Source organism: Crossiella sp. NPDC003009 (assembly GCF_053591555.1).
Window position 1 is genome coordinate 1 of sequence record NZ_JBSFUA010000066.1, and the last position, 23,033, is coordinate 23,033.

The following is a 23,033-nucleotide window of genomic DNA, read 5'->3' on the forward strand; positions in this document are numbered from 1 at the left end:
GGCCGCAGCCGCACGTGCACTGATGTCGACCCGGGCCTGGCCCGTGAGCTGAGGCGCTCACCGAGCCAGTTCTACGTCAACGTGCACAACGCGGAATACCCGGCCGGCGCGGTACGGGGCCAGCTGCGACGCGGGTGATCAGCCCTCCTCGTGCGCACGCAGATGCGGCGGCACGAGGAACTTGGGCCGGTGAAAAGCCGCGACCATGCCCCACAGCACCAGCAACCCCACCGTCACCAACCCGATCACACCGGCGACGCGGTACACCGCAGGGGTGGGGACCACGTCGTGCAGCCGGACCGCCAGGTAGGTCAGCAGCATCCCGGTGACCACCAGCAGGTGCACCACACCGGTCCGGCTCCAGCCGAACAGGTACCGGTACCGCAGCCACGCCCCGCGCAAGCCGCTGGCCGCCCGGACCTGTTCGGCTGCCGGGATCTCGCCGCGCCAGGTACGCGGCACGAGCGACCAGCACAGGACGCCGTACCCGCCGAACACCACGATGATCGCGAAATCCAGGAACGTCACCGCATCCACCCCAGTCGTTCCGCCCAAGCCCGCTGTCTTGGTGGTGCCTCCTGGCTCGGCTGCTCAAACCCATGGCGGCCAACGACCTCGGTCGGTCAGTCCTCCGCCGGTACGAATGCCTGGCCGTGGCCGAGCGCGTCGAAGCAGGTCGCGATGATCAGCGGCCGCCAGCCGGCCTTGTCGCCCCGCTGGTTGGCGATCAGACAGAGCATGGCCAGTGCGCTCAGCGCGCCGATGACCCGGACCAGCCGCGCGGTGTCGCCGTCGATGGGGTCCAGGGCGAAGATGTCGAACACGCGCGCCTGGTCCTCCATGGCGTCCCCGGTGATCCCGTCCGGGCCGGGCCCGTTCGTCACGCGGAACGCCAGGGACACCAGGCCGGGCCGGTCCAGCGCCACCTCGGTCAGCAGTTCCAGGGCACGGCGGTCCCGCATGGGTCCGGGCGGCAACTGCTCCACCTGGTCGAGGATCCGCTGCCCGAGCGCGCCGACGACCTCGCGGGCCGCCACAAAAAGCGCCTCCTTGCTCGGGAAGTGGTGCAGCAGACCGGCTTTGGACAGGCCAACGGCGTCGGCCACGGACTTCAGCGAGGTGTGCGCGAAGCCGTGCTGGGCGAACAAGGCCGCCGCCTGGTCGAGGATGCCCTCGTCGGCCTGCTGCCGGTGCACTCGTGCCATGCGCGCGATACTACGCCACCACCGACCGATCCGGTAGGTTTTCCAACCGATCCGGTCGGTGAGATTTGTCGCACGCGCTCAGCGGGACTGTGCGCGACCGCTGCGTTACCTTGTGTCCACAGTGGACTCAGTCGAGTCAGTCCTTTTCCGATCAGGAGAAATGCGATGAGGATTCGTCCTGTGGTGGCTGGCGCGCTGACCGGTGCGCTGCTGCTGACCGCGTGCGGCAGAGACGGCGGCACGGCCCTGGCAGGCAACGGCACGCTGGGCGGCCTCGCGCCGGCGAACTACAGCGTGTCCGACACCGTGGCACTCGAGGACGTCGAGGCGATCCAGGAGCTCAAGGCCCGCTACTGCCGCCTGCTGGACACCAAGCAGTGGCAGGCCTGGCGCGAGGTCTTCGCCGATGACTTCGTCAGCGACACCTCGGAGGCAGGCGGCCAGGTCGTCAAGGGGGCGGACGCGTTCATCGCCTTCGTGCGCAAGCAGATCGGCCAGCCGTCCCAGACCACCTCACACCAGGTGCACATGCCCGAGATCGAGCTGACCTCGGCCGCCACGGCCAACGGGATCTGGGCGCTGGAGGACTACGTCGACTTCACCCCCGTGCTCGGCATGCACGGGCACGGCCACTACCACGAGACCTACGTCAAGACCAACGGCCAGTGGCGCATCAAGACCTCCAAGCTGACCCGCATCCGCCAGCAGCTCATCACCCCCGTGGTCTCGCTTCCCTTGCCCGAGCTGAAGAAGAAGGTGCAGGAGGCACTGGGCCGCTAGGAGGCGCTCCGGACGGCCTCGATGAAGTCGCGGATCTTGGCCACGTCCTTGATCCCCTTGGTGGCCTCGACCCCGGAGCTGACGTCGACCGACAGCGTCCGGCACAGCGGCCGCAGCGCGGCGATGCCCTCGGCCACGTTGCCGGGGGTCAGCCCGCCACTGAGCACCAGGTGCGTCCCCGGGGCGGCGGGCAGCAGCGACCAGTCGAAGGTGCGGCCACCGCCGCCGTAGCCGGGGACGTGCGCGTCGAGCAGGATCGCCCGCGCCCGGTCGAACCGCACCGCGAAACCGGCCAGGTCGAACGGTGGCGTGCCGGGGTCGAGCGGGATGCGCGCGGCCCGCAGGAAGGCGCGCTGCCCCTGTTGCGAAGCGGCCCAGCAGTCCGCCGGCGTCTCGTCGCCGTGGAACTGCAGCAGCGCGCCGGGCACGGCCGAGGCGGCGGCGACCACCTCGTCGGCGGGGCTGTTCACGAACAGCAGCACCGGGGTCACGAACGCGGGCAGCCGCGCGGCCAGCTCGGCGGCGCGTTGCGGGGTCACGTGCCGCGGGCTTGGCGGGTAGAGCACGAAGCCGATGGCGTCGGCACCGGCCTCGACCGCGGCGTCCACGTCCTGCGGCCTGGTCAGGCCACAGATCTTCACGGCCGTTCGGGTGCCCATGCGGCCACACCGTACACGCGGCCCGCATCCCGGCTAGCCGCCGCTGGGCCGTTTGACCCCACCGGTCACCGGGTAGGCCAGCCACTGCCTGGGAGGTGTGCGGTGGACGGCTTCAGGATGCTGGCGGGTCTCCTCGAAGCGAGCCATCTCGCCGGTTTCGAGCAGTTGACCGGGCTGGTCGAGGAGCACGGCGGCACCGCGGGGTTCACCGGGATCACGATCCTGCTGGCCGATCTGCGGCAGGAGACGCTGGTCTCGACCACCGGGAAGGGCCGCTTCTCGGTAGATGGCAGTCTCGCGGGCCGGGCGTTCCGGCACATCGAACTGGTGGTCACCGACGACGGTCCTGGCAGCCACCACTTCTGGCTGCCGCTGCTGGACGGCACCGAACGGGTGGGGATGCTGGGCGCGTGGGCTCCGGTGAAGGACCGGGTGACGCTGGACCAGTTGCAGGCCTTGGCCGCGCTGGTCGCGCTGCTGGTGGTCAGCAAGCGGCCGCACAGCGACACCCACGCCCGGCTGGTCCGTTCCCGGCCGATGGCGCTGGCCGCTGAGGTGGTGCGGCCGCTGATGCCACCGCTGTGCTTCGCCAACAAGGACATCGTGGTCGCCGGGGTGCTGGAACCCGCCTACGAGGTCGGCGGCGACGCGCTAGACTACGCGCTGACCGGGGACACCCTGCACGTGTCGGTCTTCGACGCCATGGGCCACGACCAGTCGGCCGGGCTGACCGTGGCGCTGGCCACCGGAACCTGCCGCAACTCCCGCCGCGGGGGCGTCGGGCTGGTCGAGACCAGCGTCAACATCGACTCGGTGGTGCACGACCAGTTCGGCGGCAGCCGGTTCACCACCGGTGTGCTGGCCGACCTCGACGTCCGGAGCGGTCTGCTCACCTGGGTCAACCGCGGCCATCCACCGCCACTGCTGATCCGGCGGGGCCGCTGGCTCTCCGAGCTCCAGTGCAAACCCACGCCGCCCATGGGTTTCGGGTTCCCCATCCAGCCCCGCCTGTGCCGGCAACAGCTGGAACCCGGCGACCGGCTGCTGTTCTACACCGACGGCATCGTCGAGGCCAGGGACGGCAAGGGCGTGGAGTTCGGCCTGCGCCGCTTCACCGACTTCATCATCCGCCGCGAGGCCGACGGGTACTCGGCGCCGGAAACGCTGCGCAGGCTCATTCGCACCGTGCTCGCCCAGCAGAACGACCGCCTGCAGGACGACGCCAGCGTGCTGCTCGTGGAGTGGCGCAGCGACCGGGAAAGTCGCTTGGTCGTCAGCCGCGGGGTTTGACTCTGCGCGTGCGCGGGCATGTCGAACACACGTTCGAGAAGGAAGGGGACTGCCGTGAGCCGCACACCGGAGAAGGACCCCGGGGACTGGACGACCGGCGACGAGGAGATGACCGGGCCACAGGAGTCCTACCTGCACACGCTGGCCCAGGAGGCCGGAAAGGAAGTGCCGGAGGAGCTGACCAAGGCCGAGGCCTCGCAGTTGATCGACCAGTTGCAAGAGGAGACCGGGCGGGGCCGCTGAGGAAGCCGGGCAGGACGCGCGGAGGGTGGATCCGCGCCGCCCCGTGCCCGACTCCCCCGCCCTCGTAGTGACTACCGCCCACTCCCGGCACCGACACCACCCGCCCAGGCGTTCTTCGGGTTCTTGATCAGCAGCAGCCGCTTTCAGTCGACACTGAACTCATTAGAGTGCATGAGGTAATAGCGGAGGCGGCTGGCGATCTTGGCCGCTTCCGCGGAGGTGATCACATCTGGGCGGTAGTCCACGCGGGGGGCGAGTTCCGTGCCTTCCTGGCGGGCCACCAGGGACAGCGGATAGTGGGTGCCGTCGTTGACCCGGACCTCGCGCACCACGACCTCGCCGCGGCCGCCCAGCCCAGGTGGTGGTGCGGCAGGGTGGTCACGTGGCTGCGCGCGCACCTGGCCCGAGTGGCCGCGGGCACGACAGGACCTCCTCGCTGACCGCGGTGACGGAGGTGGTGCGGGCGTTGAAGAACAGGTCGTAGTGGCCGAGCACTGCGCGGTCGTAGATGCCACCGGAGTCCACCTCGACCTGACCGCTGGCGAGCAGGAACACCCCATTGGCGACCTCGTCCTCCCGACAGAGCACATCGCCTGCGGCATAAGGAATCTCGTCGAACATCGAGGCCAGCGTCTCCAGCTCGGCCTGGGACAGCGGCTCGAACAGCTTGACCCCGTGGGTGTCCACGCTGCCGCGCAGGCAGGCCACCCGTTCGGTGAGCTCCCGCTCGGTGATGTGCGTCATCCGGATCCGGGCGAAGCGCTTGAGCCGGTCGATGTCGCGGGACTGGCGGCGCGAGGACCCGGTGCTGGGCGGGGCGTAGAGGGTGGCGTGCCCGCTGATCCGGGCGGCTTCCCGCCTGCCGGTCTCGTACGCGCTGTGCACGCAGCCCCAGTGGTAGGGGTTGGTGCCCCCTCCGGCGAAGAACAGCCGCTCGTCCACCGGTTCGGCGAGGGTGGCGAGGTCCTGGGGCGAGGCGTCGACACCGATGCAGGTGTAGGAGCCCCTGGCGAACGGGTCGCTGGACCAGGTCTCCAGCTCCCGGCCGAGCGAGGCGCCCAGCAGCATCACCAGGACCGGCTTGCCGTGCGACTTCCACATGCTGATCACCACCGTGGGGTGGCGGTCGGTGTCCCGGCACAGGTAGCCGAAGATGTACTGCTCGGTGGGCCAGAACGGTTCCCGGTAGTGCAAGGCGATCTTGTTGAGGGTGCCGAAGCCGAGCCGTTCGATCGCTGAGCGCTTGGCCTCGGGCAGCGGCGGCTCGAAGCGCACCGCCCCGCTCTTGAGCACCCCAACGGCACGGTGACCGAGACCTTGTCCGCAGGATCACGTTCAGGTGGTAGCGCACCGCCCGTTCGTCCTCCGGCGGCAGCCCGCGCCCGGTGAGGATCTGCCGGATCGCCTGGCCCAGCGAGATGTCCGGCTCTTGCCGCGTGCGCGCGTGCTCGGCGCGCTGTTCCAGCTCGTGCAGCACCTCATCGGCCAGCTCCAGCGTGCGGCCCGTCCAGCGGTGCCCGGACAGCCGGTTGCCCGCGCCGTAGAGGTCGAGGTTGTCGAAACCCCCCGGTGTAAGCGCTGTCCCCGCCGACGTAGCTGAACGGGACGCCCAGCTCCTCCACCAGTTCGGTGATCGGGTCGCCGTCGGTGCCGTGGATCCAGTGCGCGCCGAGGTCGACCCCGTCCTCATCGGTCCAGATCCGCCCGCCGACCCGATCCCTTGCCTCCCGCACGGTGACGGGGTGGCCGAGCTCGCGCAGCGACTTGGCCGCGGTGAGCCCGGCGATTCCGGCTCCGACGACCACCACTCTGGGTAAGGGCATGGCCGGATTATCAAGGCGTGGCAACCGCTTCGACAGTCCCGGAACGAGTGCTTGGCGCGTTGACGGCGCGGCTGCGACCATCCACGGACACCACTTTTCCGCCGAAGGGAAAAACCGATTCTCGTTCCGCACCGGAAAATCTGGCTTCCGTTCCTGGTCGCGACGGTGTTCACCACGGCGTACACCCTGTTCGCCCTCGGCAGGCACGCCACGCTGCGGACCTACGGTTTTGACCTCGGCATCTTCGTGCAGGCCGTGCGGAGCTACGCGGAGGGCCGGCTCCCGGTCTCCGACATCCGCGACCCCGGTCTCATCCTCCTCGGCGACCACTTCAGCCCCATCATCGCGCTGGTCGCGCCGGTGTTCCGCCTTTTCCCCACCGCGGAAACCCTGCTCGTGGTCCAGGCCGCGCTGTTCGGTCTTTCCGTGTTCACGGTCGCCCGGGTCGCCACCCGGCTGCTGAGTCCGGTCGCCGGAGTGGTCATCGGAACCAGCTACGGGCTGTCCTGGGGCCTGCAGACGGCATTGGCCTTCGACTTCCACGAGATCGCCTTCGCCGTGCCCCTGATCGCCCTGGCCCTGGACGCCTACCTGTCCGGCCGCTACCGGCGAGCCGTGGCCTGGGCCGCCCCGCTGGTGCTGGTCAAGGAGGACCTCGGCCTCACCGTCGCCGTGCTCGGCCTGCTCATCGCCACCCGGCCAGGCCACCGCGGGCTCGGCCTGGTCACCGCGGCGGCCGGGCTGGCGGCCGCGGTGCTCACCGTGTTCGTGCTGATCCCCCAGTTCAGCGTGGACGGCGCCTACCGTTACCTCGGCACCGGCGGCCTGGCGCCGACCATGGAGGTCCACCGCGGCGAGGTGTTCGACCCGCGCAAGCTGGAACTGCTCGGTCTGCTGCTCGCGCCCACCCTGTTCCTCGCGCTGCGCTCCCCCCTCGTCCTGCTCGCCCTGCCCACGCTGGCCTGGCGGCTGGCAGGCACGAACGAGGCGTACTGGCTGCCGGACTTCCACTACGACGCGGTCCTGATGCCCATCCTGTTCCTCGCCCTGGTCGACGCGGTGGTCCGCCTGCGACCGGCCGTGCACCGGTGGCGTCAGCGGCGCTCGCTCACCACCGCGGCCGCGGCCCTGCTGCTGACCACCGCGCTCGTGCTGGCCGCGCGGTTCCCGCTGCGCGAACTGCTGACACCCGGGTTCGGCACGCAGACCGAGGAGACCGCCGCGGCACACCGGTTGCTGGAGCTCATCCCGGACGGGGTGTCAGTCGGCACGGAGAACAACCTCATGCCGCAGCTGGCCGGACGGACACTGGTGTGCCCGATCGAGCCCGACCACCGTCCAGAGTGGACACTCGCGGAGGTGGGCAGGCAGGGTGAGCTGGCAGCGGACATCGCCAATGCGCGATCGGTGCGCTACGACGGCAAGTTCATGCTGATCCAGCACCGCCGCTAGGCCCTGTCGCCAACCACCGCGGTCAGAGCGAGTTGGTGCGCAGGCCCCAGAATCCGGTGTAGGACCGGCCCGGTTCGAGCACGATCAGCCCGTCGCCGCTGTTGAACGCGTGCGGCGCGGAGGTGACCGGTTCGATGGCGATGCCGCCGCGTGCGGGACGGCCCTGGGCGTAGTCGTCGGAGTAGACCAGCAGGTACCTGTGCGAGTCGTCGACCCACAGCTCGACCTGGTGCCCGTCCGGCGCTCGCAGCCGCGCCACCGCGCTGTCCGGGGCAGGCCGAGACCTACCTGGCCGCGATGAAGGAGTGCGCCTGGTGCTCCACCGCGAACAACTCCGGCAAGCCCGGCTGGGGCGGCGGCGGTGGCGGGCGGAAGCGCGGTGAGTGCGTGGCGACCTCCCGCATGCTGTTCCGCCCAGTCGCCGATGCGGAGGCGCTGGCCGCGGTCTTCCGGAACACCCCGAACTCCTACAACATGATCGACTCGGTCGGCAGCGCCATCGCCAAGGGCCCCACCTCGGCCTACCCACACCGCCAGGCGATCGCCAGCATCCAGGTCGAGTGCTTCCTGACCGACGGCGAGGCCGCCGCGCGCAGGGCGATGGGCGCCGCGCCCGACGAGCTGGGCCGGATGTACGGCGAGCACGGCTACGTCAACTACCTCGACCCGCAGATGCCGAACTGGCAGCGCACCTACTACGGCGGCAACCTGTCCCGGCTCCAGTCAGTGGTGCGCCGGTACGATCCGGACCGGGTGTCACGGAGCGCCCGAGCACCGTGATCGTTCCCGATCGCGGCGTCACAGCGCCGCCACCTGGGACAGGCGCGCCGGAGCCGCGTCCTGATGAGCATCACCTGCGCCGCGCGGCCGGGCGTGCGCTGACGATGGCCTGTGCGATGTGTTCGGCGACCAGTTGCCGGAGCTCGGCCGGGAGCGGTTCGCTGGTCAGTGACTCGTACATCCAGAGGCCGTCGGCCGCCAGGCGGGCGACGAACCGGGCGAGCGCGGCCGGGTTGTCCGCCGCCTCGGCGGCGGGTGGGGTCCACCGGGCGAGCACGTCGGTCCACGCCCGGATGTAGTCCGGGTGGGTGGATGCCTCGATGGTCAGCAGCAGTTCGGCGCGGGTTGCGCTTCGGGTGGCCACGTGGGCATAGGCGACGAGTCGTTCCTCGATGGTGGCCTCTTCGGCGGACTTGCCCGCGGTATCGATCATGCTGGTTTCCCACTGCTGGGCGAGGTGGTTGTGGACGGCCAGCAGAAGCGCGTCCCTGGTCGGGAAGTGGTACATGAGTCCGCCCTTGGTCAAGCCCGCTTCCGCCGCGACGGACTCCAGGGTGACGCTCGTGACCCCCGCACGCTGAACGATGTCGACTGCCGCTTCCAGGATCTTCGCGCGGTTGCTCTGACGCATGACGGCTCCGGCGGGTCTGGTGTCAGTGGGACGCACTGGAGGATGCCGCGAACCGGGTATCGCGACGGCGAAGAAGCACACCGGTGACACCCGCGCCGATCGCGAGGATGACTGCCACGACCACCATCACGACGACGTAGCCGGTGTCGAAGGCGCTGGCTGCCGCGTTGATCAGCGCCGTGTTGGCTTGATCGCCCTGACCTGCCACTGACATCGCCGTGCCGAGGCTTTCGCGAGCGGCCTCCGGCGCTCCGCCGGGGAGCTGGATCGTGGTGGAGTAGACGGCGGTGAGCAGGCTCCCGAGCAGTGCCACCGCGGTGAGGCTGCCGAACTCGTAGGAGACCTCTTCGACCGAGGACGCCATTCCCGCCCGTTCGACCGGGGCGTTGCCGATGATCGCGGTCGAGGCAACGGACATCGCGAAGCCGAGGCCTGCCCCGGTCACCACGAGGCCGGCGATCATCCAGCCGAGACCGGCCTGCAGGCCCACGATCGTCCAGACGACTCCGGCCAGGCTGAGCGTCAGGCCGCCGGAGATCAGCGGGAACAGGCCGACCCGGTGCAGGATCGCGCCGCCGATCAGCCCGGTGGGCACCGATCCCATGGCGACCGCGGCGACCAGGAGCCCGGCCTCCAGCGGCGTGAAACCCGCGACCAGCTGGAAGCGCTGTGTGGTGACCAGCTGGACGCCACTGATGACGAACATCGACAGCCCGGCGGCGAGGACTCCGGACAGGAAGGCGGGGTTGCGGAAGATCGAGAAGTCGAGCAGCGGGTAGGGCAGACGGCGCTGGCGGCGTGCGAAGGCCGAGAATCCGGTCGCGGCGGCAAGCACGGCGACAACGACCACGGTCCACGAAGGACTCACCTTCGCGATCTCCTTGATGGCCACGACGAGTCCGACCAGGCCGACCATCACCTGCAACGACGAGACGAAGTCCCAGCGCTTGGACGGGTCCGCCACGCTCGCCGGGGCGACGATCACGGTGGCGGCGAAGGCGGCGATGACCACGGGGATGTTGACCAGGAACATCGAGCCCCACCAGAAGTGGGCCAGCAGGGTCCCGCCCACGATGGGCCCCAGGGCGCTGCCGATGACCGACAGGCTGCCCCACACCGCGATCGCGATGTTGCGTTCCCGTTCGTCGGTGAAGGCGATCCGGATGAGCGCGAGGGTCGCGGGCATCATCGCGGCGGCGCCCACGGCCAGAAACGCCCTGGCGGCGATCAGCACCAGAGGCGTGGGTGAGAACGCCGCCACGAGGGACGCCAAGCCGAACAGGGTCAGTCCAATCAGGAACATCCGGCGGTGGCCCACCCGGTCACCAAGAGTTCCCGCGCCGAGCAGGAGTCCCACCATCACCAGGGGATAGGCGTTGATGATCCACAAGGTTTCCGAGCTGCTGGCGCCGAGCTCCTTGGTCAGTGTCGGCAGGGCGGTGTACAGGATCGAGTTGTCCAGCATGATCAGCAGGAGTCCCGCCGCGACGGTCACCAGCAGGGTCCATCGGCGAGCCTTGCTCAACGCCATGGAGTCCATCCCTTCGAAGCGGCACTGTGCGTAACGCACCCAAACTATACCTTCCGGAAGGTATAGCTTGACCGTCACTCTATGTTATGAAGATCTCCTCCGAGACTAGGCCTTGAGCAGCTTCGACCTGCTGACCAGGTTTGATGAATATTCATTGACAAATCTCCAGCAAACTTGTTACTACTGTTCGTGCACGCACCGAGGCCTGAGTCGCAGTACGTGGCGGCCTCGGGCGCTACATCAGCCACCTCCCGCAGGCGCCGCGGCATCCCTTCCCCGCACTGAGCCATCCCCACACGAGGAGTCAGAGATCGTGACCGAATCCACGACGGTGGACACTGGAACTGGTTACGGCCGCAAGCGGCCGTTCCATGACGCGCGCATCACCGAGGTCGGCCCCGGCACACCGATGGGGGAGGCGATGCGCCGCTACTGGCACCCTGTCGCGACCTCGGCGACGCTGACCAGCGAAGCGCCGCACCGCATCAGCGTGCTGGGCGAGAACTTGATCGTTTTCCGGGACGGGCAGGGCCGCGCAGGCGTGGTGTTCGAGCGGTGCGCCCACCGCGGCAGCAGCCTGTTCTACGGCCGCATCGAGGACGACGGCATCCGCTGCTGCTACCACGGCTGGAAGTTCGACGTCCAAGGCCACTGCCTCGAACAGGCATGCGAGCCTGGGCTCGGGCTCCGCCGCGAGGTGGCACGGCAGCCGTGGTACCCGGTCGAGGAGCGCTACGGTCTCGTCTTCGTCTACATGGGACCGCCGGACCGCAAGCCCGCCCTGCCGCGCTTTGACGCCCTGGAACCCCTGGAGGAGGGCGAGCAGTACTACGCCGCGTGGCCTGTTCCCGGGGCGGAGGTGACGGGCATGGGCCAGGACTTCAACTGGTTGCAGATCTGGGAGAACGCGCTCGACGGCGTGCACACCACCTGGCTGCACACCCATCACAGCGGAGTCCAGCTCTCGGGTACCGGCGAGCCCGGAGGCCTGCCGTTGAGCTTCTATGATCCGCACACCGCCGCGGAGAAGATCTCCTACCACCGGACCGAGTTCGGGGCCGCGTACCACCAGCGCTACGAAGCGACCACCCCGGATGGGAAACCGGTCGACATGGAGTGGCGTCTGGAGGCGTCGCTGCCCAACATGCTCGCGCTGCCCGACTTCACCATCGTCGCGCCCGACACGCGGCACAACCTGATGATCTGGATCGTGCCCAGCGACGACACCAACCACAAGGTGTTCTTCTCCATCCGCGCCAGCGACCCCAGCCGCCTGTACCGGCTGGTCAACGGCATCAAAATGAACGGCAAGTCCTTCTGGGAGATGACTGAGGAGGAGCTGCAGAAGTACCCCAGCGACAACGAGGCCCAGGGGTCTCAGGGTCCGATCACCCTGCATTCGGAGGAGACGCTGGCCACCTCCGACCGCGGCATTGTGATGCTGCGCCGGATGCTGCGCACCATGGTTGACGATGTCGAAGCGGGCCGGGATCCGGTGGGCGTGAGCCTGGTCGACGGCCCTGCCCGGCACGTCACCGCCGGTGTGTTCACTCTGCCCACCGGCGACGGCGCTCTCCCGCGAGGAGGAACGGCGGCGAAGACGACCGCGACCGCGGCCGGGGCGTGAGAGGTGGCCAGGACCTGGCTGGATGCGGTCGTCGTTTCCCGGACGGCCGCTACCCCCAGCATCGCCGTGTTCGACCTCGCCAGGGCCGACGGCGCCGATCTTCCCGCCTACACCGCCGGTGCGCACATCGATGTGCTGCTTGACCCGCCTGGGCTCGTTCGCCAGTACTCCTTGTGCGGCCCGCCCGGTGGTGGGCGTTACCGGCTGGCCGTGCTGAACGCCCCGGACTCCCGTGGTGGTTCACGGGCGATGCACGCGCTCCGGGTGGGTGACACGGTGGCGATCTCCGCACCGCGAAACCGATTCCCGCTTGTCCCGGCGCGCCGGCATGTGCTGCTGGCCGGGGGTATCGGTATCACGCCGCTGCTGGCCATGGCGAGGACCCTGGCCGCGGCGGGCGGGGACTACGCGCTGCACTACTGCGCCCGCAGCCGTGCCGACGCGGCGTTCGCGGCCGACCTGGCGGATGACCCCCGGGTCGCCTTCCACTTCGACGACACAGAGCCAGGTCTGCTCGACCTCACCCGTGCTTTGGGGACGCCCTCGCCGGACACCGCGGTCTACGTCTGCGGTCCCGGCGGCTTCATGGACTACGTGCTCGGCCGAGCCGAGGCGATGGGGTGGCCGCCCACCGCGCTGTACCAGGAACGGTTCACCAGCAGCGTCACCGACCCCGGAACAGCGGGGTCTGGATCGGCGGGGTTCACCGTGCGGCTGGCCTCCAACGGCGTGGAGTACCACGTCCCTGAGGGCCGCAGCGTGCTCGATGTCCTGGTGGAGAACGGCATCGACGCGCCGTCCTCGTGCCAGCTGGGCATTTGCGGTGAGTGCGTGGTGAAGGTCCTGGCGGGCGAACCCGATCACCGCGATGACGTGCTCACCGCGGACGAACAAGCCGATGGACTCTTCACGACCTGCTCGTCCCGGGCACGGTCGCGGGTCCTGGAGCTCGACCTGTAACCGGCCGGTCCGGCGCGTCAGGCGCCCGGCTGGTCCGGCGGGCGCGACGGGGAGAGTGCGGACATGATCTGCGCGAGCTGATCGGCGTAATGGTCGATGAACGCCGCCGAGGCGGGGTCTGACTTGGTGATCGCACGGGTCAGGCTGGGCAGGATGACCGGGGCGATCGAGGCGGCGAAGAAGGCCAGCGTGAGCGCACCGGCGTCCAGGTCGTCCCGGATCTCACCGCTGGCCTGCCGTTGCCTTGTCTGCTCCACGAACTCGGCCAAGCGCTGCACAGTGGTGGACGGGCCACCGTCCAGCTCCTGGCGGACCAGGACCTGCGCCCAGGCCCGCTCCCGGAACGCGTCGTGCACATAGGTCCGGATGAGCTCGGCGTACGGTTCTGATCCGCCGATCATTTCCGTGCTCTTCTGGCGCCAGCCCTCCGCAAGCGTGTCATAGAGACCCTGCTTGCCGCCGAAGTGATACGTGATCAACTGGTGGTTCACCCCGGCGGCGGCGGCGATGCGCGCTACCCGGGCGCCCGCGAGGCCGTGCCGGCCGAACTCCTCGCGCGCCGCGTCCAGAATCGCCCTTCGGGTTCCCTCCGGATCCCTGCGCCGCCCGGGGTCCGCTGAGCGTCGGCGACGTTGACCCGTGTCTTCCTCCACCCTTGCCCCCGTGAAGTCGTATGTCCATTTAGCACGGACAATCATCATAACGTCCAGGAAACCGAGGTCAGCTCCTCAGGTGTCCGCCTGGGCCGTCATTGTCCGGTACTCCTTCGGGCTGATACCGCGTTCCCGCTTGAACGCCGCGCTCAGGGCGAAGGGGTTGGCGAACCCGACCTGGCTCGCCACGGCGGCGAGTGTGGCATCGGGCTCGCGCAGCAGGTCGGCGGCCACGGTAAGGCGCCACTCCCGCAGGTAGGTCATGGGTGGCTGTCCCACCAGGGCGGTGAAGCGACGGGCCAGGTTCGCCCTGGACACCTCGGTGGCGGACGCCAGCGCGGCCAGCGTCCACGGATGGGCGGGGTTGGCGTGCAGCAGCCGCAGGGCCGGTCCCACCACAGGATCGCCGTGGGCCCGATACCAGGCGGGGACCTGGGCGCCGGGCCGAGTGAACCAGGCGCGCAGGGCGATGATGAGCAGCAGGTCCAGCGTGCGGTCCAGCAATGCCTGCTGCCCTGGTTCCGCGCGGCTGATCTCCTCGAACAGGCCCACCGGACACTGGCCCAGCTTCGCCTCGACGACGGCCAGCGGCGGCAGTGCCGCCAGCAGCGGACGGGCCATGCCACTGTCCACTGTGTACAGACCACTCAGCAGCAGTGTGCTGTCCGGCTGCGCCGTGCCCCATACGCTCACCCCGGACACCGGCGGGATGAGGTCATCGCCTTGCACGGTCGTGCAGCGGCCGCCGGCCCGGATCACCACGGTTGGCTCGGTGGCCGGGTCGTCCGCGACCACATAGGGAATGCCGCCGCACAGCACCGCGACATCACCGGGTCCGAGTCGCACCGGGGCGACGCCCTGCGCCATCACCCAGACGAAGCCGCGCAACGGCACGGCCAGCTCCATCGGCGAGCCGGCTTCGAAGCGCACCGCCCATGAGCCGGAGAGGAATGACTGGTTGAAGATCGCTCCACTGGTCCGCACCCTGCTCAGCAGGTCCGTCAGGGGATCCATCTGATGAGCATAGACGAATGCGTATGGATACGAGTCTGTCCGCCATGGTGGTTGTCACCGGTGAATGGTTGCCTGAACCCCGGTACGCGACGGCAAGATCACCGTTCACATCCGGCTGGCACTCGACCGTTTCCGTGCACCGGATCTGAACGAGAATGGGAGCGGAACTTGCGTGGACTGCGGGGCAAACGAATCGTCATCGCCGGTGGTGCCACCGGAATCGGCGCCGCCACCGCCGGACGTCTGGCCGCCGAGGGGGCCGCGGTCCTCGTCGGCGACATCGACCTCGGCGGCGCGCAGGCCACCGCCAAGGGCATCGGCGACGCCGGTGGCACCGCGATCGCCGCCGGGTTCGACCTCGGCGACGAAGGCTCGATCACGGCCCTGGTCGAGCGGGCCGTCGCCGAACTCGGCGGGATCGACGGGCTCTTCAACGTCGGAGCCGACCTTTCCCTGGACACCATGAACCGCGACACCGACCTGCTGGGCATGGATCCGGCCGTCTGGCGCCGCAACCACGACATCAACCTCCTCGGCTACGCGCTCACCTGCCGCGAGGTCATCCCGCACTTCCTGCGCCAGGGCGGCGGAGTCATCGTCAACACCAGCTCCGGCGCGGCGTGGGGAGCCGACCCCAGCCGCCCCGCCTACGCCGCGTCCAAGGCCGGCGTCAGCGCCCTGACCCGCCACATCGCGGGCCGCTGGGGCAAGGAAGGCATCCGGTGCAACGGCATCGCCCCCGGCATCGTGCTGACCGAGACGCTGAAACGGCACGACGTCGAGGAGCTCAAGGCCCGCGCCATGCGGGGACTTAAATCCACCCGGCTCGGCGAACCCGAGGACCTCGCCGCCGTCGCGGCCTTCCTGCTCTCCGACGACGCGGCCTACGTCAGCGGCCAGGTGTGGTCGGTCTGCGGTGGCTGGAGCACGCGCGAATAGGTCCGCACCGCGGATTCACTCTGACCACAGTGGACGGACACTGTAGACGAACGCGTATGAAGATGAGTGTGTGCGCCATGGCGGACGGCGCCGGTCAATGGTTTTCTGGTCCCTATGAGCGAGGACAGGATTCTGGTGACCGGCGCCACGGGCAAGACCGGCCGCCGGGTGGTGCGGCTGTTGGCAGAGCGGGGCGCGCCGGTGCGGGCAGCGTCCCGTTCGAGCGCGACCCGCTTCGACTGGACCGACCGCGGCACGTGGGAGCCGGCGCTGCGGGAGGTGTCGGCGGTCTATCTGGTCGCCCCCGACTTCGGCAGTCCCATCGCCGAGTTCGCCAAGCAGGCCGCGGCGGCCGGGGTGCGGCGTGCGGTGCTGCTGTCCGCACCAGGGATCGAGGACGAGCTGGGCGGAGCGGGCTTGGCATGGACCGTGCTTCAGCCGCGGTGGTTCTTCCAGAACTTCAGCGAGGACTTCCTGCGGGACGCCGTGCTCAGTGGCGAGCTGCGGCTGCCGGCGGGGGATGGCAGGGAGGCGTTCATCGACGCCGAGGACATCGCTGAGGTGGCTGTCGCCGCTCTCACCGAGGACGGGCACGGCGGGCAGCACTACGAACTGACCGGTCCCCGGCTGATGACCTTCGCGGACGTGGCCGAGGAGCTCTCGGCGGCGACCGGACGCGACATCCGTTACGTGCCGCTGACCCGCGAGGCGTATGTGGATGAGCAGCGCGCTCACGGCGTGCCCGAAGACTGGGCGCAACTCTCCGCCGACCTGTACGAGCACATTCGTTCCGGCGGACTCGCCACGCTCACCGGCCACGTACGGCAGGTGCTCGACCGAGCCCCCCGTGACTTCGCCGGGTACGCCACGGCGGCCGCCACGCAGGGCGCCTGGCGCACCTGACCTTCGCCGGACCGGTACGACCCGGACCGGGTGTTCGCCTTCCCCCAGGGCCTGGCCTGACCGGTCACATGGTGATGATGGTGAACACCGCGCCGTGCGGGTCGGTGAGCACCGCGGAGCGCCCGAGCACCGTGTCCGTCGGCGGCGTGGTGATCCGGCCGCCGAGCTGTTCGGCGCGGTCGGCGGACTCGTCGCAGTCGCGGACGGCGAAGTAGGCCATCCAGTGCGGCGTGGTGACCTCGGGGTGGCCGGGTCGCATGCCGGCCACCGTGCGGCCCTCGCTCCGCCACTGCGAGTACTCGGCGTCACCGAGCCGCCGGTCCCTGGCCTCCCAGCCGAACACCTCGCCGTAGAAGGCCTTGGAACCGGCCGAGTCGCCGGTGGTCAGCTCGTTCCAGCAGAGCGTGCCGGACTCGTTGAACAGCTCGCAGCCGGGCATCCCGCCCGGCTCCCACACCCCGACCTCGGCCCCGGCCCGGTCGGTGAACACGCCGATCCGCCCGGTGTCGGCCAGGTCACCGGCCGGGAAGAGCACCTGTCCCCCGGCGGGCTCGACCCTGGCGGTGGTGGCCTCGGCGTCGGCGACGAGCACGAAGGTGCGCCAGGCCGTGGCCTGGCCGGGAGCCAGCAGCTGACCGGCCCCGGCGACCGCCTTGCCGCCCTTGGTGAAGACGGTGTAGCCGCCGGACTCCTCGGATGACACTCGCGCGGACCAGTCGAACAGGCTCATGTAGAAGGACCGGGTCTGGGCGAGGTCCGGGGACCGAACGTCGATCCAGCCCGGGGTGCCCGGTGCGACTGCGCCCATCTGTGCTCCTGGTGCTCGTGCGTGCTCGTGCTGGGCACATCTTCTCAGTACGGTCCGAGGTCGGTTCGTGACGGGGCGTGAGAAGTGCCCGCGACCGCACTGCTCGGGCCTACCAGGGACGCCAGCACGGGACGCTACTCACCCGGTCGTAGATCGCGCGCAGCCAGGGTTCGCGCACGGCGGGCAAGCGGGCCAGCGTGCGCAGGAACACGCGCGTGTCCGGCAGGAAGAACGAGTGCGGCAGTCGCGGCGGCTCGGCCTCGGGGAGGTCTCCCTTGATCGTGGGCACCAGCGGCCGGGTGTGCTGGAACGCCAGGTGGATCCACACCTCGGCGGCCAGCGGCACGGGGGCGGCCGCGCTGGGCGGCGACCAGATCTCGCCGGTCCGTGGATGGCGTGGGACCAGCACGAGGTCGGCGTCCGGGGCCGGCAGGCCAGGTCCGGCCAGAGCCAGCGTCTGTTCCGGTGGACCCGGTGGCAGCAACACGGTGAGCACGCGGCCGAGGGTGTCCTCGATGAGGCCCTCCGGCACGGTCACCGCGGCACCGGCGCAGGCGGCCAGCAGGTGGGCCAGCGTCACGCCCAGCTCCGCCTCCCAGCGCCGGTCCCACATCCCGGACGGCTCGACCGGCGGGATGCCTTCGCGGTCAAGCAGGGCAGGCCAGTCCGCGGGCGGCTCGGCGGGGCCGGTCGCGGGCAGGCGGCGCACCGCGTCCGGGGCCAGCCAGACCACCTGCCACATCGAGCAGTCGTCGATGCGGGTCGCCACCGGCCGACGGCAGCCGGCGCAGCGCAGGTTCGGGCCGTCGCGGCCGTCCTGGCCGCAGCAGGCGCCACCGGAAGGGTCGGGGACCAGCACGGTGTTCCTGGTGTCGCCCGGCGCCAGGCCGATCGCACCCGGCGTGCCGAAGGACAGGGCGTACACGGGCGCGAACACACCACGGGCAGCGGCTTCGGCCGCGCCGACCTCGGCCCAGGGACGCCACGGCGGGCCGGTGGGCTCCGGGTCGACGATGTAGGTCCCGGCTTCCAGCAGGTTCCCGAGCGCCACGCCGTTTCCCCACCGCTGATGGGTGTGGCCGGGCAGCGCCACCTGGGTCACCGCGGTGGTGAGCGGGGTGTCGCAGCCTGCGCAGGCGAACAGCTCCACGGTGCGGAGTCTGTCATGGGGCCGCCAGGCATGGGTGCACAATGGACGATGCCCCACCATCACCCGCCAGCCAGCGCACGGAAGAATGCGTCCATGTCCTTCGTCGATGAGGTTTCCTCGGCCGCCGCGCGACTGGCGAACGTCGCGCGCAGCACGCCGCTGGAGGTCAACCAGCGGCTGTCCGAGCGGACCGGCGCGCGGGTGTGGTTCAAGCGGGAGGACTTGCAGGTCGGCCGGTCCTACAAGCTGCGCGGGGCGTACAACCTGTTGGCCCAGACCGAGTTCGCCGGGGCGGGGGCGGTGTGCGCCTCGGCAGGCAACCACGGGCAGGGCGTGGCCTACGCGTGCCGGCGGCTCGGCATCGACGGGCAGGTGCACGTGCCGAGGACCACGCCGCGGCAGAAGCGGGACCGCATCGCCGCGCTCGGGCAGGGCAGGGTGCGGCTGGTCGTGGACGGGGACACCTACGACGACGCGGCCGCGCTGGCCCAGGAGCACGCGGCGGCCACCGGCGCGGTGCTGGTGCCCGCTTTCGACGATCGGCGGACCATCGCGGGGCAGGGCACCGTGGGCATGGAGATCGTGCGGCAGCTGGGTGGCGCGCCGGATGTCGTGGTGGTGCCGGTCGGTGGCGGCGGGCTGCTCGCGGGGGTGGGGGCCTGGCTGCGCGAGCACTGCCCGGAGACCAGGGTGGTCGGGGTCGAGCCCTCGGGTGCGGCCAGCATGACGGCGGCGCTGGCCAGTGGCGGGCCGGTGACGCTGCCGGAGGTGGACTCCTTCGTCGACGGCGCGGCGGTGCGCCGGGTGGGCGAGGTGACCTTCCCGATGGTCCGGGACAGCGGCGCCGAGCTGGTGACGGTGGCCGAGGGCGCGGTGTGCACCGAGATGCTGGACCTGTACCAGGTGGACGGCATCATCGCCGAGCCCGCGGGGGCGCTGGCCTCCGCCGCGTTGTGCAGCGAGCTGGCGATCGGCCCCGACGAGACGGTGGTGTGCCTGCTCTCCGGTGGCAACAACGATGTCTGCCGCTACGCCGAGGTGGTGGAGCGCTCGCTGGTGCACCGCGGCCTCAAGCACTACTTCCTGGTGGAGTTCCCGCAGGAACCCGGTGCGCTGCGCCGTTTCCTGGACGGCGTGCTGGGGCCCGACGACGACATCGTGCTGTTCGAGTACCAGAAGCGGGACAACCGGGAGACCGGGGCCGCGCTGGTCGGCATCGAGATCAGCCGCGCCGAGGACTACGACCGGCTGTGGGGCCGGATGAAGGAGTCCCCGCTGCGGATCCAGCACGTCGCGCCGGGCAGCACGGCCTACCGGTTCCTGGTCTAGCCGGACACTCCGATCGCGTTCAGCGGTAGCGGCAGCAGGAACTGGGCGGTGGAGACCTCAAGTCCGGCCGCGCGCAGCTGCTCGGCCAGGGCCGGCGCGTCGGCCAGGTTGCCGCCGTTGCCCGCGAAGCAGTTCGCCAGGTCGAAGGTGCGGTCCGGGTACCTGGCCTCCAGGACCTTGGTCAGGATGGCCTCCTCCGGGGTCAGCTCGCGACCGGCGGGGCTGCGGCGGCCGTCGCCGTCCTTGGTCACCGGCAGCTCGCGCCAGCCGGGGATGTGTTCCCCGGCCAGGCGCAGCCGGTAGCGGCGCGGGGCCGCGACCAGCGGGTTGACCAGGAGTTCGGCCATCAGGTGGCCGTGCAGGTCGGCCGGGTCCAGCTCGGGGTCGGCGGTCAGCACCTCCGCGACCAGCTGCTCCCCCGCCACGTGCGCCTCGGCGGCCAGCACGCCGGGCACGGCCAGCAGGGCCTCGGCGGTGGCCTCGGTGTTGACCCAGTCCCGGCCCGCCCTGGTCCAGCCCGGCTGGGCCTGCGGCGCCGGCTCGGGCGCGCGTGGCGGGGTCAGGCCCGCGGCGGCCCGGACGTCCTCGGCCAGCGCGTGCAGCAGCCGGCTGGACTCGGCCAGGGTGAGCAGGTGGTCCGCCGCGCGCAGCGAGATCTCCACGACCTGCTTGCCGGGGTGGATGTTGAGGTAGAGCTGTTCGGCCGGCTCGGGCACCGTCTGCTCGGTCAGCTCGTCCGCCGCGGGCACCTCGGCCTCGTCGTCCTCGTGGTACGGGTGGTAGTTGACCTCCAGCGGCGCGCGCGCCGAGACGCCCCGGTCGAAGGTCGCGCGGGCTTCCGCGGCCAGCAGCGCGATCGAGTCGTAGTTGCCGTGCTTGTAGGCGCGCAGGCTGGCCGAGTAGGCGGGCCGGAACAGCGCGGGCAGGTCCTGCGCCGGGTCGATCTCCAGCACCGCCTGGCCGAGCAGGGCGTAGCAGCCGACGCTGTGCTCGGTCGCCTGGTCGAACCGGTTGGCCACCACGGTGTCCATGGCCACCCGGTGCTCGCCGGTGCGGGCCGCGACCAGCCGGGCCAGTGCCGCGGTCAGCACGGTCGCCGGGCTCACCCGGTGCTGCTCGGCGAGCGTGCGCAGCGCGGTGGCCAGCGAGGCCGAGCGCAGGGTGACCAGGTGGCTGTGGCCGGCCGGAATCCCGCCGCAGAACGGGGCGAGGGTGTTGGCCGGGATCGAGGCGATCAGCTCCAGCCAGTGCTCATGCACCCGCTGTGCGCTCTTCTGATTGCCGGTGGTCTCGCGTTCGGCCTGGTCCAGCGGGTGCCAGCGCGGTTCGGCCAGCTCGGCGGGGCGGCCTGCCGCGGCGGCGGCCAGCAGCTCGGCCAGCTCGGTGGCGGCCAGCTGCGCGCCCCAGCCGTCCACCGCGATGTGGTGCAGGGCCAGCACCACGCCACTCGGATGGTCGGTGGGGCCGAACAGCACGGCCTTGCACGGCCAGGAGGTGTCCAGGTCGAACTCATCGCCGGTCAGCTCGGCCGCGATGGCCGTTCTGTCACCGTCCACAGTGGACTCCAGCACGGGCGGCACGTCCGGCGCGCACACCCGCTGCACCGGCTCGGCGCTGGGGAACAGGCTGCGCAGCACCTCGTGCCTGGTGACCAGTTCGCGCAACGCCGCCAGCACCGCCGCCCGGTCCAGGCCCTCGGGCACCGGAACGTGCTGGTACAGCGAAAGGGACAAAGACAGGAACCGCTCACTCGGATCGAGCTGCTGCTCAAGCCAGTGGTACTGCTGGGCCCAGCTCAGCGGCCCCGACCGAAATTCGGCACTCAACGGAAATCTCCTCGCTCAGCCGTGCACTGGCCATCATCCGGCAGTCACCGGATTCACCGCGAATACATATTCTCGATAGCGGCGCGAAATACGCGCGCCGTCTCTCCGCACGCAGGACGTCAGCTCAATACCGGGGTCATTGTCCGCGGGCATGCCGGAACCACGCCCGTCTCGCGGGCGCTCCGATAGGCGGTTGCAGATTCAATTACCCCAGTCGTGCGCCACTCGGACGCAAGCGCTGCTCTAGCCAAACCCCAGTGTGACCAGCAGAAACCCCCAGTGGTCCGTACCCGTCGGATCAGAGGATACCTGCCCCAAAGGGCTATTGCCACTGCCTTGCAGGACTGCCACGGCACCGCTCGCGCGCCGCGCCATTACTACACACAGACCGGCGCTGACAATGCAGAACTAGCCAGAAGTTCCTTCTTCTGCTAGCCGGTCCCGGTCACGATCCGTGCAAGACCGCGCTACGGAAGGCAGTCCGGGCAGGTATCCCCCTTTAACAACGCCGTGAATTAACCGCATTTGTGCGTGGTTTGTGGCCGGAATCGCACCCTTACCGGGTTCAGCTCAGGGTGAAAGAGGCAAAGCGGACCTGATCGGGAACTGGACAACCCGCCGGGGCCGAGTAAGAGTGAATGGCAATCGTGTCCTCTGGGGGGTCACTGAGTGCTACCAAGACATCGTTTGCTGCTTGCGTTCTCACCGCATCTGGATGACGCCGTTCTCTCCGTCGGCGCGGCAATTGCCGCGCGGATCGAGCAGGGCTGGCAGGTCGTGGTCTGCACGCTGTTCGCCGGTGACCCGGACCTCCCGGTGCCACCGGGGGCGGCGGCCTTCCACCGGCACTGCGGCCTCGGCCAGGACGCCGTCGCCCAGCGCAGGCTGGAGGACCGCGCCGCACTGGCCGAGCTCGGCGCGGTGCCCCGGCACCTCGGTTTCCCGGACGCGGTCTACCGGTGGGTCGACGGCCGCCCGCTGCACGATCGGCCGGGCGCGGTGCTCGATCCCGGCCTGCCGGCTGAGGAAGCCCTGCGGGCCGAGCTGGGCGCGGCCATCGCCGGACTGCTCGAGGAGCTGGCCCCGGCGGAGGTCTGGACCTGCGCGGGCATCGGCGGGCACGTCGACCACCGGCACACCACCACGTTGGTACGCCAGGAATGCGACCGCGCGGGCCTGCCGCTGACGCTGTGGGCCGACCTGCCCTACGCGCTCACCGAGGCAGACCCGCACCCGGCCGCGAGCGCCACGCCGGAACCGGCGCACCTGGCCCGCAAGCTCGCCGCCGCCGCGCACTACCGGTCCCAGCTGCCCGTGCTGTTCCCGCAGGGCACGGACTGGCGGGCGGACCTGGGCACCGCCGAGGCCTGGTGGCCCGCCGCCGTGCCGGGGGCACGCGCGGGCGCATCCGGCACCTGAACCATCGACGC

At 70.3% G+C, this 23,033-nt stretch carries 26 protein-coding genes; 12 read left to right on the top strand and 14 right to left on the bottom strand.

The genetic code is table 11. The features are described 5' to 3' along the window. The coding region (locus ACWDY5_RS38120; protein WP_449727040.1) for a CHRD domain-containing protein at positions 1-138 on the top strand (138 nt) is incomplete at its 5' end. Here ACWDY5_RS38120 and ACWDY5_RS38125 read toward each other — a convergent pair. Continuing rightward, a complete protein-coding gene (locus ACWDY5_RS38125; RefSeq protein ID WP_449727003.1) occupies positions 139-528 on the bottom strand; it encodes a hypothetical protein in 390 nt (129 codons plus the stop codon). Positions 529-623: 95 nt separating this feature from the next. After that, a complete protein-coding gene (locus ACWDY5_RS38130; RefSeq protein WP_449727004.1) occupies positions 624-1,205 on the bottom strand; it encodes a TetR/AcrR family transcriptional regulator in 582 nt (193 codons plus the stop codon). Between the two features lie 165 nt (positions 1,206-1,370). Here ACWDY5_RS38130 and ACWDY5_RS38135 point away from each other — a divergent pair, with 165 nt between their 5' ends. Further along, the gene (locus ACWDY5_RS38135; RefSeq protein ID WP_449727005.1) at positions 1,371-1,985 is read left to right on the top strand and encodes a nuclear transport factor 2 family protein; all 615 of its coding nucleotides are present in this window, start codon (positions 1,371-1,373) and stop codon (positions 1,983-1,985) included. Here the strand turns inward: ACWDY5_RS38135 and ACWDY5_RS38140 are convergent. After that, positions 1,982-2,644, bottom strand: coding sequence for a phosphoribosylanthranilate isomerase (locus tag ACWDY5_RS38140; protein WP_449727006.1), 663 nt, complete (start codon positions 2,642-2,644; stop codon positions 1,982-1,984). The two genes, ACWDY5_RS38135 and ACWDY5_RS38140, sit on opposite strands and share 4 nt — an antisense overlap. Positions 2,645-2,746: 102 nt before the next feature. Between ACWDY5_RS38140 and ACWDY5_RS38145 the strand changes: the two genes are divergently transcribed. Further along, positions 2,747-3,934, top strand: coding sequence for a PP2C family protein-serine/threonine phosphatase (locus ACWDY5_RS38145; RefSeq protein ID WP_449727007.1), 1,188 nt, complete (start codon positions 2,747-2,749; stop codon positions 3,932-3,934). Positions 3,935-3,952: 18 nt separating this feature from the next. Beyond that, a complete protein-coding gene (locus ACWDY5_RS38150; protein ID WP_449727008.1) occupies positions 3,953-4,177 on the top strand; it encodes a DUF3072 domain-containing protein in 225 nt (74 codons plus the stop codon). A 143-nt stretch (positions 4,178-4,320) separates the two neighbouring features. On the opposite strand, the gene ACWDY5_RS38155 is transcribed toward ACWDY5_RS38150, so the two are convergent. From ACWDY5_RS38155 to ACWDY5_RS38165, 3 genes are all read right to left on the bottom strand, one after another. Further along, complete coding sequence (locus ACWDY5_RS38155; protein ID WP_449727009.1) at positions 4,321-4,575, bottom strand: hypothetical protein; 255 nt, start codon at positions 4,573-4,575, stop codon at positions 4,321-4,323. Beyond that, positions 4,556-5,470, bottom strand: a complete 915-nt coding sequence (locus ACWDY5_RS38160; protein WP_449727010.1) for an FAD-dependent oxidoreductase — start codon at positions 5,468-5,470, stop codon at positions 4,556-4,558. Before ACWDY5_RS38160 ends, ACWDY5_RS38155 begins: the two co-directional genes overlap by 20 nt. A 185-nt stretch (positions 5,471-5,655) precedes the next feature. Further along, positions 5,656-6,000, bottom strand: a complete 345-nt coding sequence (locus tag ACWDY5_RS38165; protein ID WP_449727011.1) for an FAD-dependent oxidoreductase — start codon at positions 5,998-6,000, stop codon at positions 5,656-5,658. A gap of 165 nt (positions 6,001-6,165) precedes the next feature. On the opposite strand from ACWDY5_RS38165, the gene ACWDY5_RS38170 reads away from it, so the two are divergent. Then, complete coding sequence (locus ACWDY5_RS38170) at positions 6,166-7,452, top strand: DUF2079 domain-containing protein (RefSeq protein ID WP_449727012.1); 1,287 nt, start codon at positions 6,166-6,168, stop codon at positions 7,450-7,452. Positions 7,453-7,474: 22 nt separating this feature from the next. Here ACWDY5_RS38170 and ACWDY5_RS38175 read toward each other — a convergent pair whose 3' ends face one another. Further along, positions 7,475-7,711, bottom strand: coding sequence for a hypothetical protein (locus tag ACWDY5_RS38175; RefSeq protein ID WP_449727013.1), 237 nt, complete (start codon positions 7,709-7,711; stop codon positions 7,475-7,477). 38 nt (positions 7,712-7,749) lie between these two features. Here ACWDY5_RS38175 and ACWDY5_RS38180 point away from each other — a divergent pair, with 38 nt between their 5' ends. After that, positions 7,750-8,232 (top strand): BBE domain-containing protein, encoded by a 483-nt coding sequence (locus ACWDY5_RS38180; RefSeq protein WP_449727014.1) that lies wholly within the window; start codon positions 7,750-7,752, stop codon positions 8,230-8,232. A gap of 70 nt (positions 8,233-8,302) precedes the next feature. Here ACWDY5_RS38180 and ACWDY5_RS38185 read toward each other — a convergent pair whose 3' ends face one another. After that, complete coding sequence (locus ACWDY5_RS38185; RefSeq protein ID WP_449727015.1) at positions 8,303-8,863, bottom strand: TetR/AcrR family transcriptional regulator; 561 nt, start codon at positions 8,861-8,863, stop codon at positions 8,303-8,305. Positions 8,864-8,885: 22 nt separating this feature from the next. Further along, complete coding sequence (locus ACWDY5_RS38190; RefSeq protein WP_449727016.1) at positions 8,886-10,358, bottom strand: MFS transporter; 1,473 nt, start codon at positions 10,356-10,358, stop codon at positions 8,886-8,888. A gap of 457 nt (positions 10,359-10,815) precedes the next feature. Between ACWDY5_RS38190 and ACWDY5_RS38195 the strand changes: the two genes are divergently transcribed. Both ACWDY5_RS38195 and ACWDY5_RS38200 read left to right on the top strand, forming a co-directional pair. Beyond that, complete coding sequence (locus ACWDY5_RS38195) at positions 10,816-12,021, top strand: Rieske 2Fe-2S domain-containing protein (protein WP_449727017.1); 1,206 nt, start codon at positions 10,816-10,818, stop codon at positions 12,019-12,021. Positions 12,022-12,024: 3 nt separating this feature from the next. Then, positions 12,025-12,981, top strand: coding sequence for a PDR/VanB family oxidoreductase (locus tag ACWDY5_RS38200; RefSeq protein ID WP_449727018.1), 957 nt, complete (start codon positions 12,025-12,027; stop codon positions 12,979-12,981). A gap of 17 nt (positions 12,982-12,998) precedes the next feature. Here ACWDY5_RS38200 and ACWDY5_RS38205 read toward each other — a convergent pair whose 3' ends face one another. Further along, positions 12,999-13,634 carry a TetR/AcrR family transcriptional regulator gene (locus ACWDY5_RS38205; RefSeq protein WP_449727019.1) on the bottom strand — a complete coding sequence of 212 codons (636 nt, stop codon included), beginning with the start codon at positions 13,632-13,634 and terminating at the stop codon, positions 12,999-13,001. Between the two features lie 75 nt (positions 13,635-13,709). After that, entirely contained in the window at positions 13,710-14,648 is a 939-nt protein-coding gene (locus ACWDY5_RS38210; protein ID WP_449727020.1) for an AraC family transcriptional regulator, read from the bottom strand. A 168-nt stretch (positions 14,649-14,816) separates the two neighbouring features. On the opposite strand from ACWDY5_RS38210, the gene ACWDY5_RS38215 reads away from it, so the two are divergent. Beyond that, complete coding sequence (locus ACWDY5_RS38215; protein WP_449727021.1) at positions 14,817-15,587, top strand: SDR family NAD(P)-dependent oxidoreductase; 771 nt, start codon at positions 14,817-14,819, stop codon at positions 15,585-15,587. A 114-nt stretch (positions 15,588-15,701) separates the two neighbouring features. After that, the gene (locus ACWDY5_RS38220) at positions 15,702-16,490 is read left to right on the top strand and encodes an NAD(P)H-binding protein (RefSeq protein ID WP_449727022.1); all 789 of its coding nucleotides are present in this window, start codon (positions 15,702-15,704) and stop codon (positions 16,488-16,490) included. Positions 16,491-16,554: 64 nt separating this feature from the next. Here the strand turns inward: ACWDY5_RS38220 and ACWDY5_RS38225 are convergent, their stop codons facing one another. Together ACWDY5_RS38225 and ACWDY5_RS38230 are read right to left on the bottom strand one after the other, a co-directional pair. After that, positions 16,555-17,298: a VOC family protein gene (locus ACWDY5_RS38225; protein ID WP_449727023.1), complete on the bottom strand. Its 744-nt coding sequence runs from the start codon at positions 17,296-17,298 to the stop codon at positions 16,555-16,557. Positions 17,299-17,407: 109 nt separating this feature from the next. Then, positions 17,408-18,448 carry a hypothetical protein gene (locus ACWDY5_RS38230; RefSeq protein WP_449727024.1) on the bottom strand — a complete coding sequence of 347 codons (1,041 nt, stop codon included), beginning with the start codon at positions 18,446-18,448 and terminating at the stop codon, positions 17,408-17,410. Between the two features lie 93 nt (positions 18,449-18,541). Here ACWDY5_RS38230 and ilvA point away from each other — a divergent pair, with 93 nt between their 5' ends. Then, a complete protein-coding gene (ilvA, locus tag ACWDY5_RS38235; RefSeq protein WP_449727025.1) occupies positions 18,542-19,777 on the top strand; it encodes a threonine ammonia-lyase IlvA in 1,236 nt (411 codons plus the stop codon). Here ilvA and ACWDY5_RS38240 read toward each other — a convergent pair. Next, on the bottom strand, positions 19,774-21,603 hold the full coding sequence (locus ACWDY5_RS38240; RefSeq protein ID WP_449727026.1) for a condensation domain-containing protein: 1,830 nt from the start codon (positions 21,601-21,603) through the stop codon (positions 19,774-19,776). The genes ilvA and ACWDY5_RS38240 overlap by 4 nt on opposite strands. 687 nt (positions 21,604-22,290) lie before the next feature. Between ACWDY5_RS38240 and ACWDY5_RS38245 the strand changes: the two genes are divergently transcribed. Beyond that, the gene (locus ACWDY5_RS38245) at positions 22,291-23,022 is read left to right on the top strand and encodes a PIG-L deacetylase family protein (protein ID WP_449727027.1); all 732 of its coding nucleotides are present in this window, start codon (positions 22,291-22,293) and stop codon (positions 23,020-23,022) included. Positions 23,023-23,033 lie beyond the last annotated feature (11 nt).

Excerpts from the sequence above, each read along its gene's own strand:
- ACWDY5_RS38130 (WP_449727004.1), bottom strand. The coding sequence starts at position 1,205 with ATGGCACGAGTGCACCGGCAGCAGGCCGACGAGGGCATCCTCGACCAG.
- ACWDY5_RS38135 (WP_449727005.1), top strand. The coding sequence starts at position 1,371 with ATGAGGATTCGTCCTGTGGTGGCTGGCGCGCTGACCGGTGCGCTGCTG.
- ACWDY5_RS38140 (WP_449727006.1), bottom strand. The coding sequence starts at position 2,644 with ATGGGCACCCGAACGGCCGTGAAGATCTGTGGCCTGACCAGGCCGCAG.
- ACWDY5_RS38150 (WP_449727008.1), top strand. The coding sequence starts at position 3,953 with ATGTCGAACACACGTTCGAGAAGGAAGGGGACTGCCGTGAGCCGCACA.
- ACWDY5_RS38165 (WP_449727011.1), bottom strand. The coding sequence starts at position 6,000 with ATGCCCTTACCCAGAGTGGTGGTCGTCGGAGCCGGAATCGCCGGGCTC.
- ACWDY5_RS38180 (WP_449727014.1), top strand. The coding sequence starts at position 7,750 with ATGAAGGAGTGCGCCTGGTGCTCCACCGCGAACAACTCCGGCAAGCCC.
- ACWDY5_RS38185 (WP_449727015.1), bottom strand. The coding sequence starts at position 8,863 with ATGCGTCAGAGCAACCGCGCGAAGATCCTGGAAGCGGCAGTCGACATC.
- ACWDY5_RS38195 (WP_449727017.1), top strand. The coding sequence starts at position 10,816 with ATGCGCCGCTACTGGCACCCTGTCGCGACCTCGGCGACGCTGACCAGC.
- ACWDY5_RS38210 (WP_449727020.1), bottom strand. The coding sequence starts at position 14,648 with ATGGATCCCCTGACGGACCTGCTGAGCAGGGTGCGGACCAGTGGAGCG.
- ACWDY5_RS38220 (WP_449727022.1), top strand. The coding sequence starts at position 15,702 with ATGAGCGAGGACAGGATTCTGGTGACCGGCGCCACGGGCAAGACCGGC.
- ACWDY5_RS38225 (WP_449727023.1), bottom strand. The coding sequence starts at position 17,298 with ATGGGCGCAGTCGCACCGGGCACCCCGGGCTGGATCGACGTTCGGTCC.
- ilvA (WP_449727025.1), top strand. The coding sequence starts at position 18,542 with ATGTCCTTCGTCGATGAGGTTTCCTCGGCCGCCGCGCGACTGGCGAAC.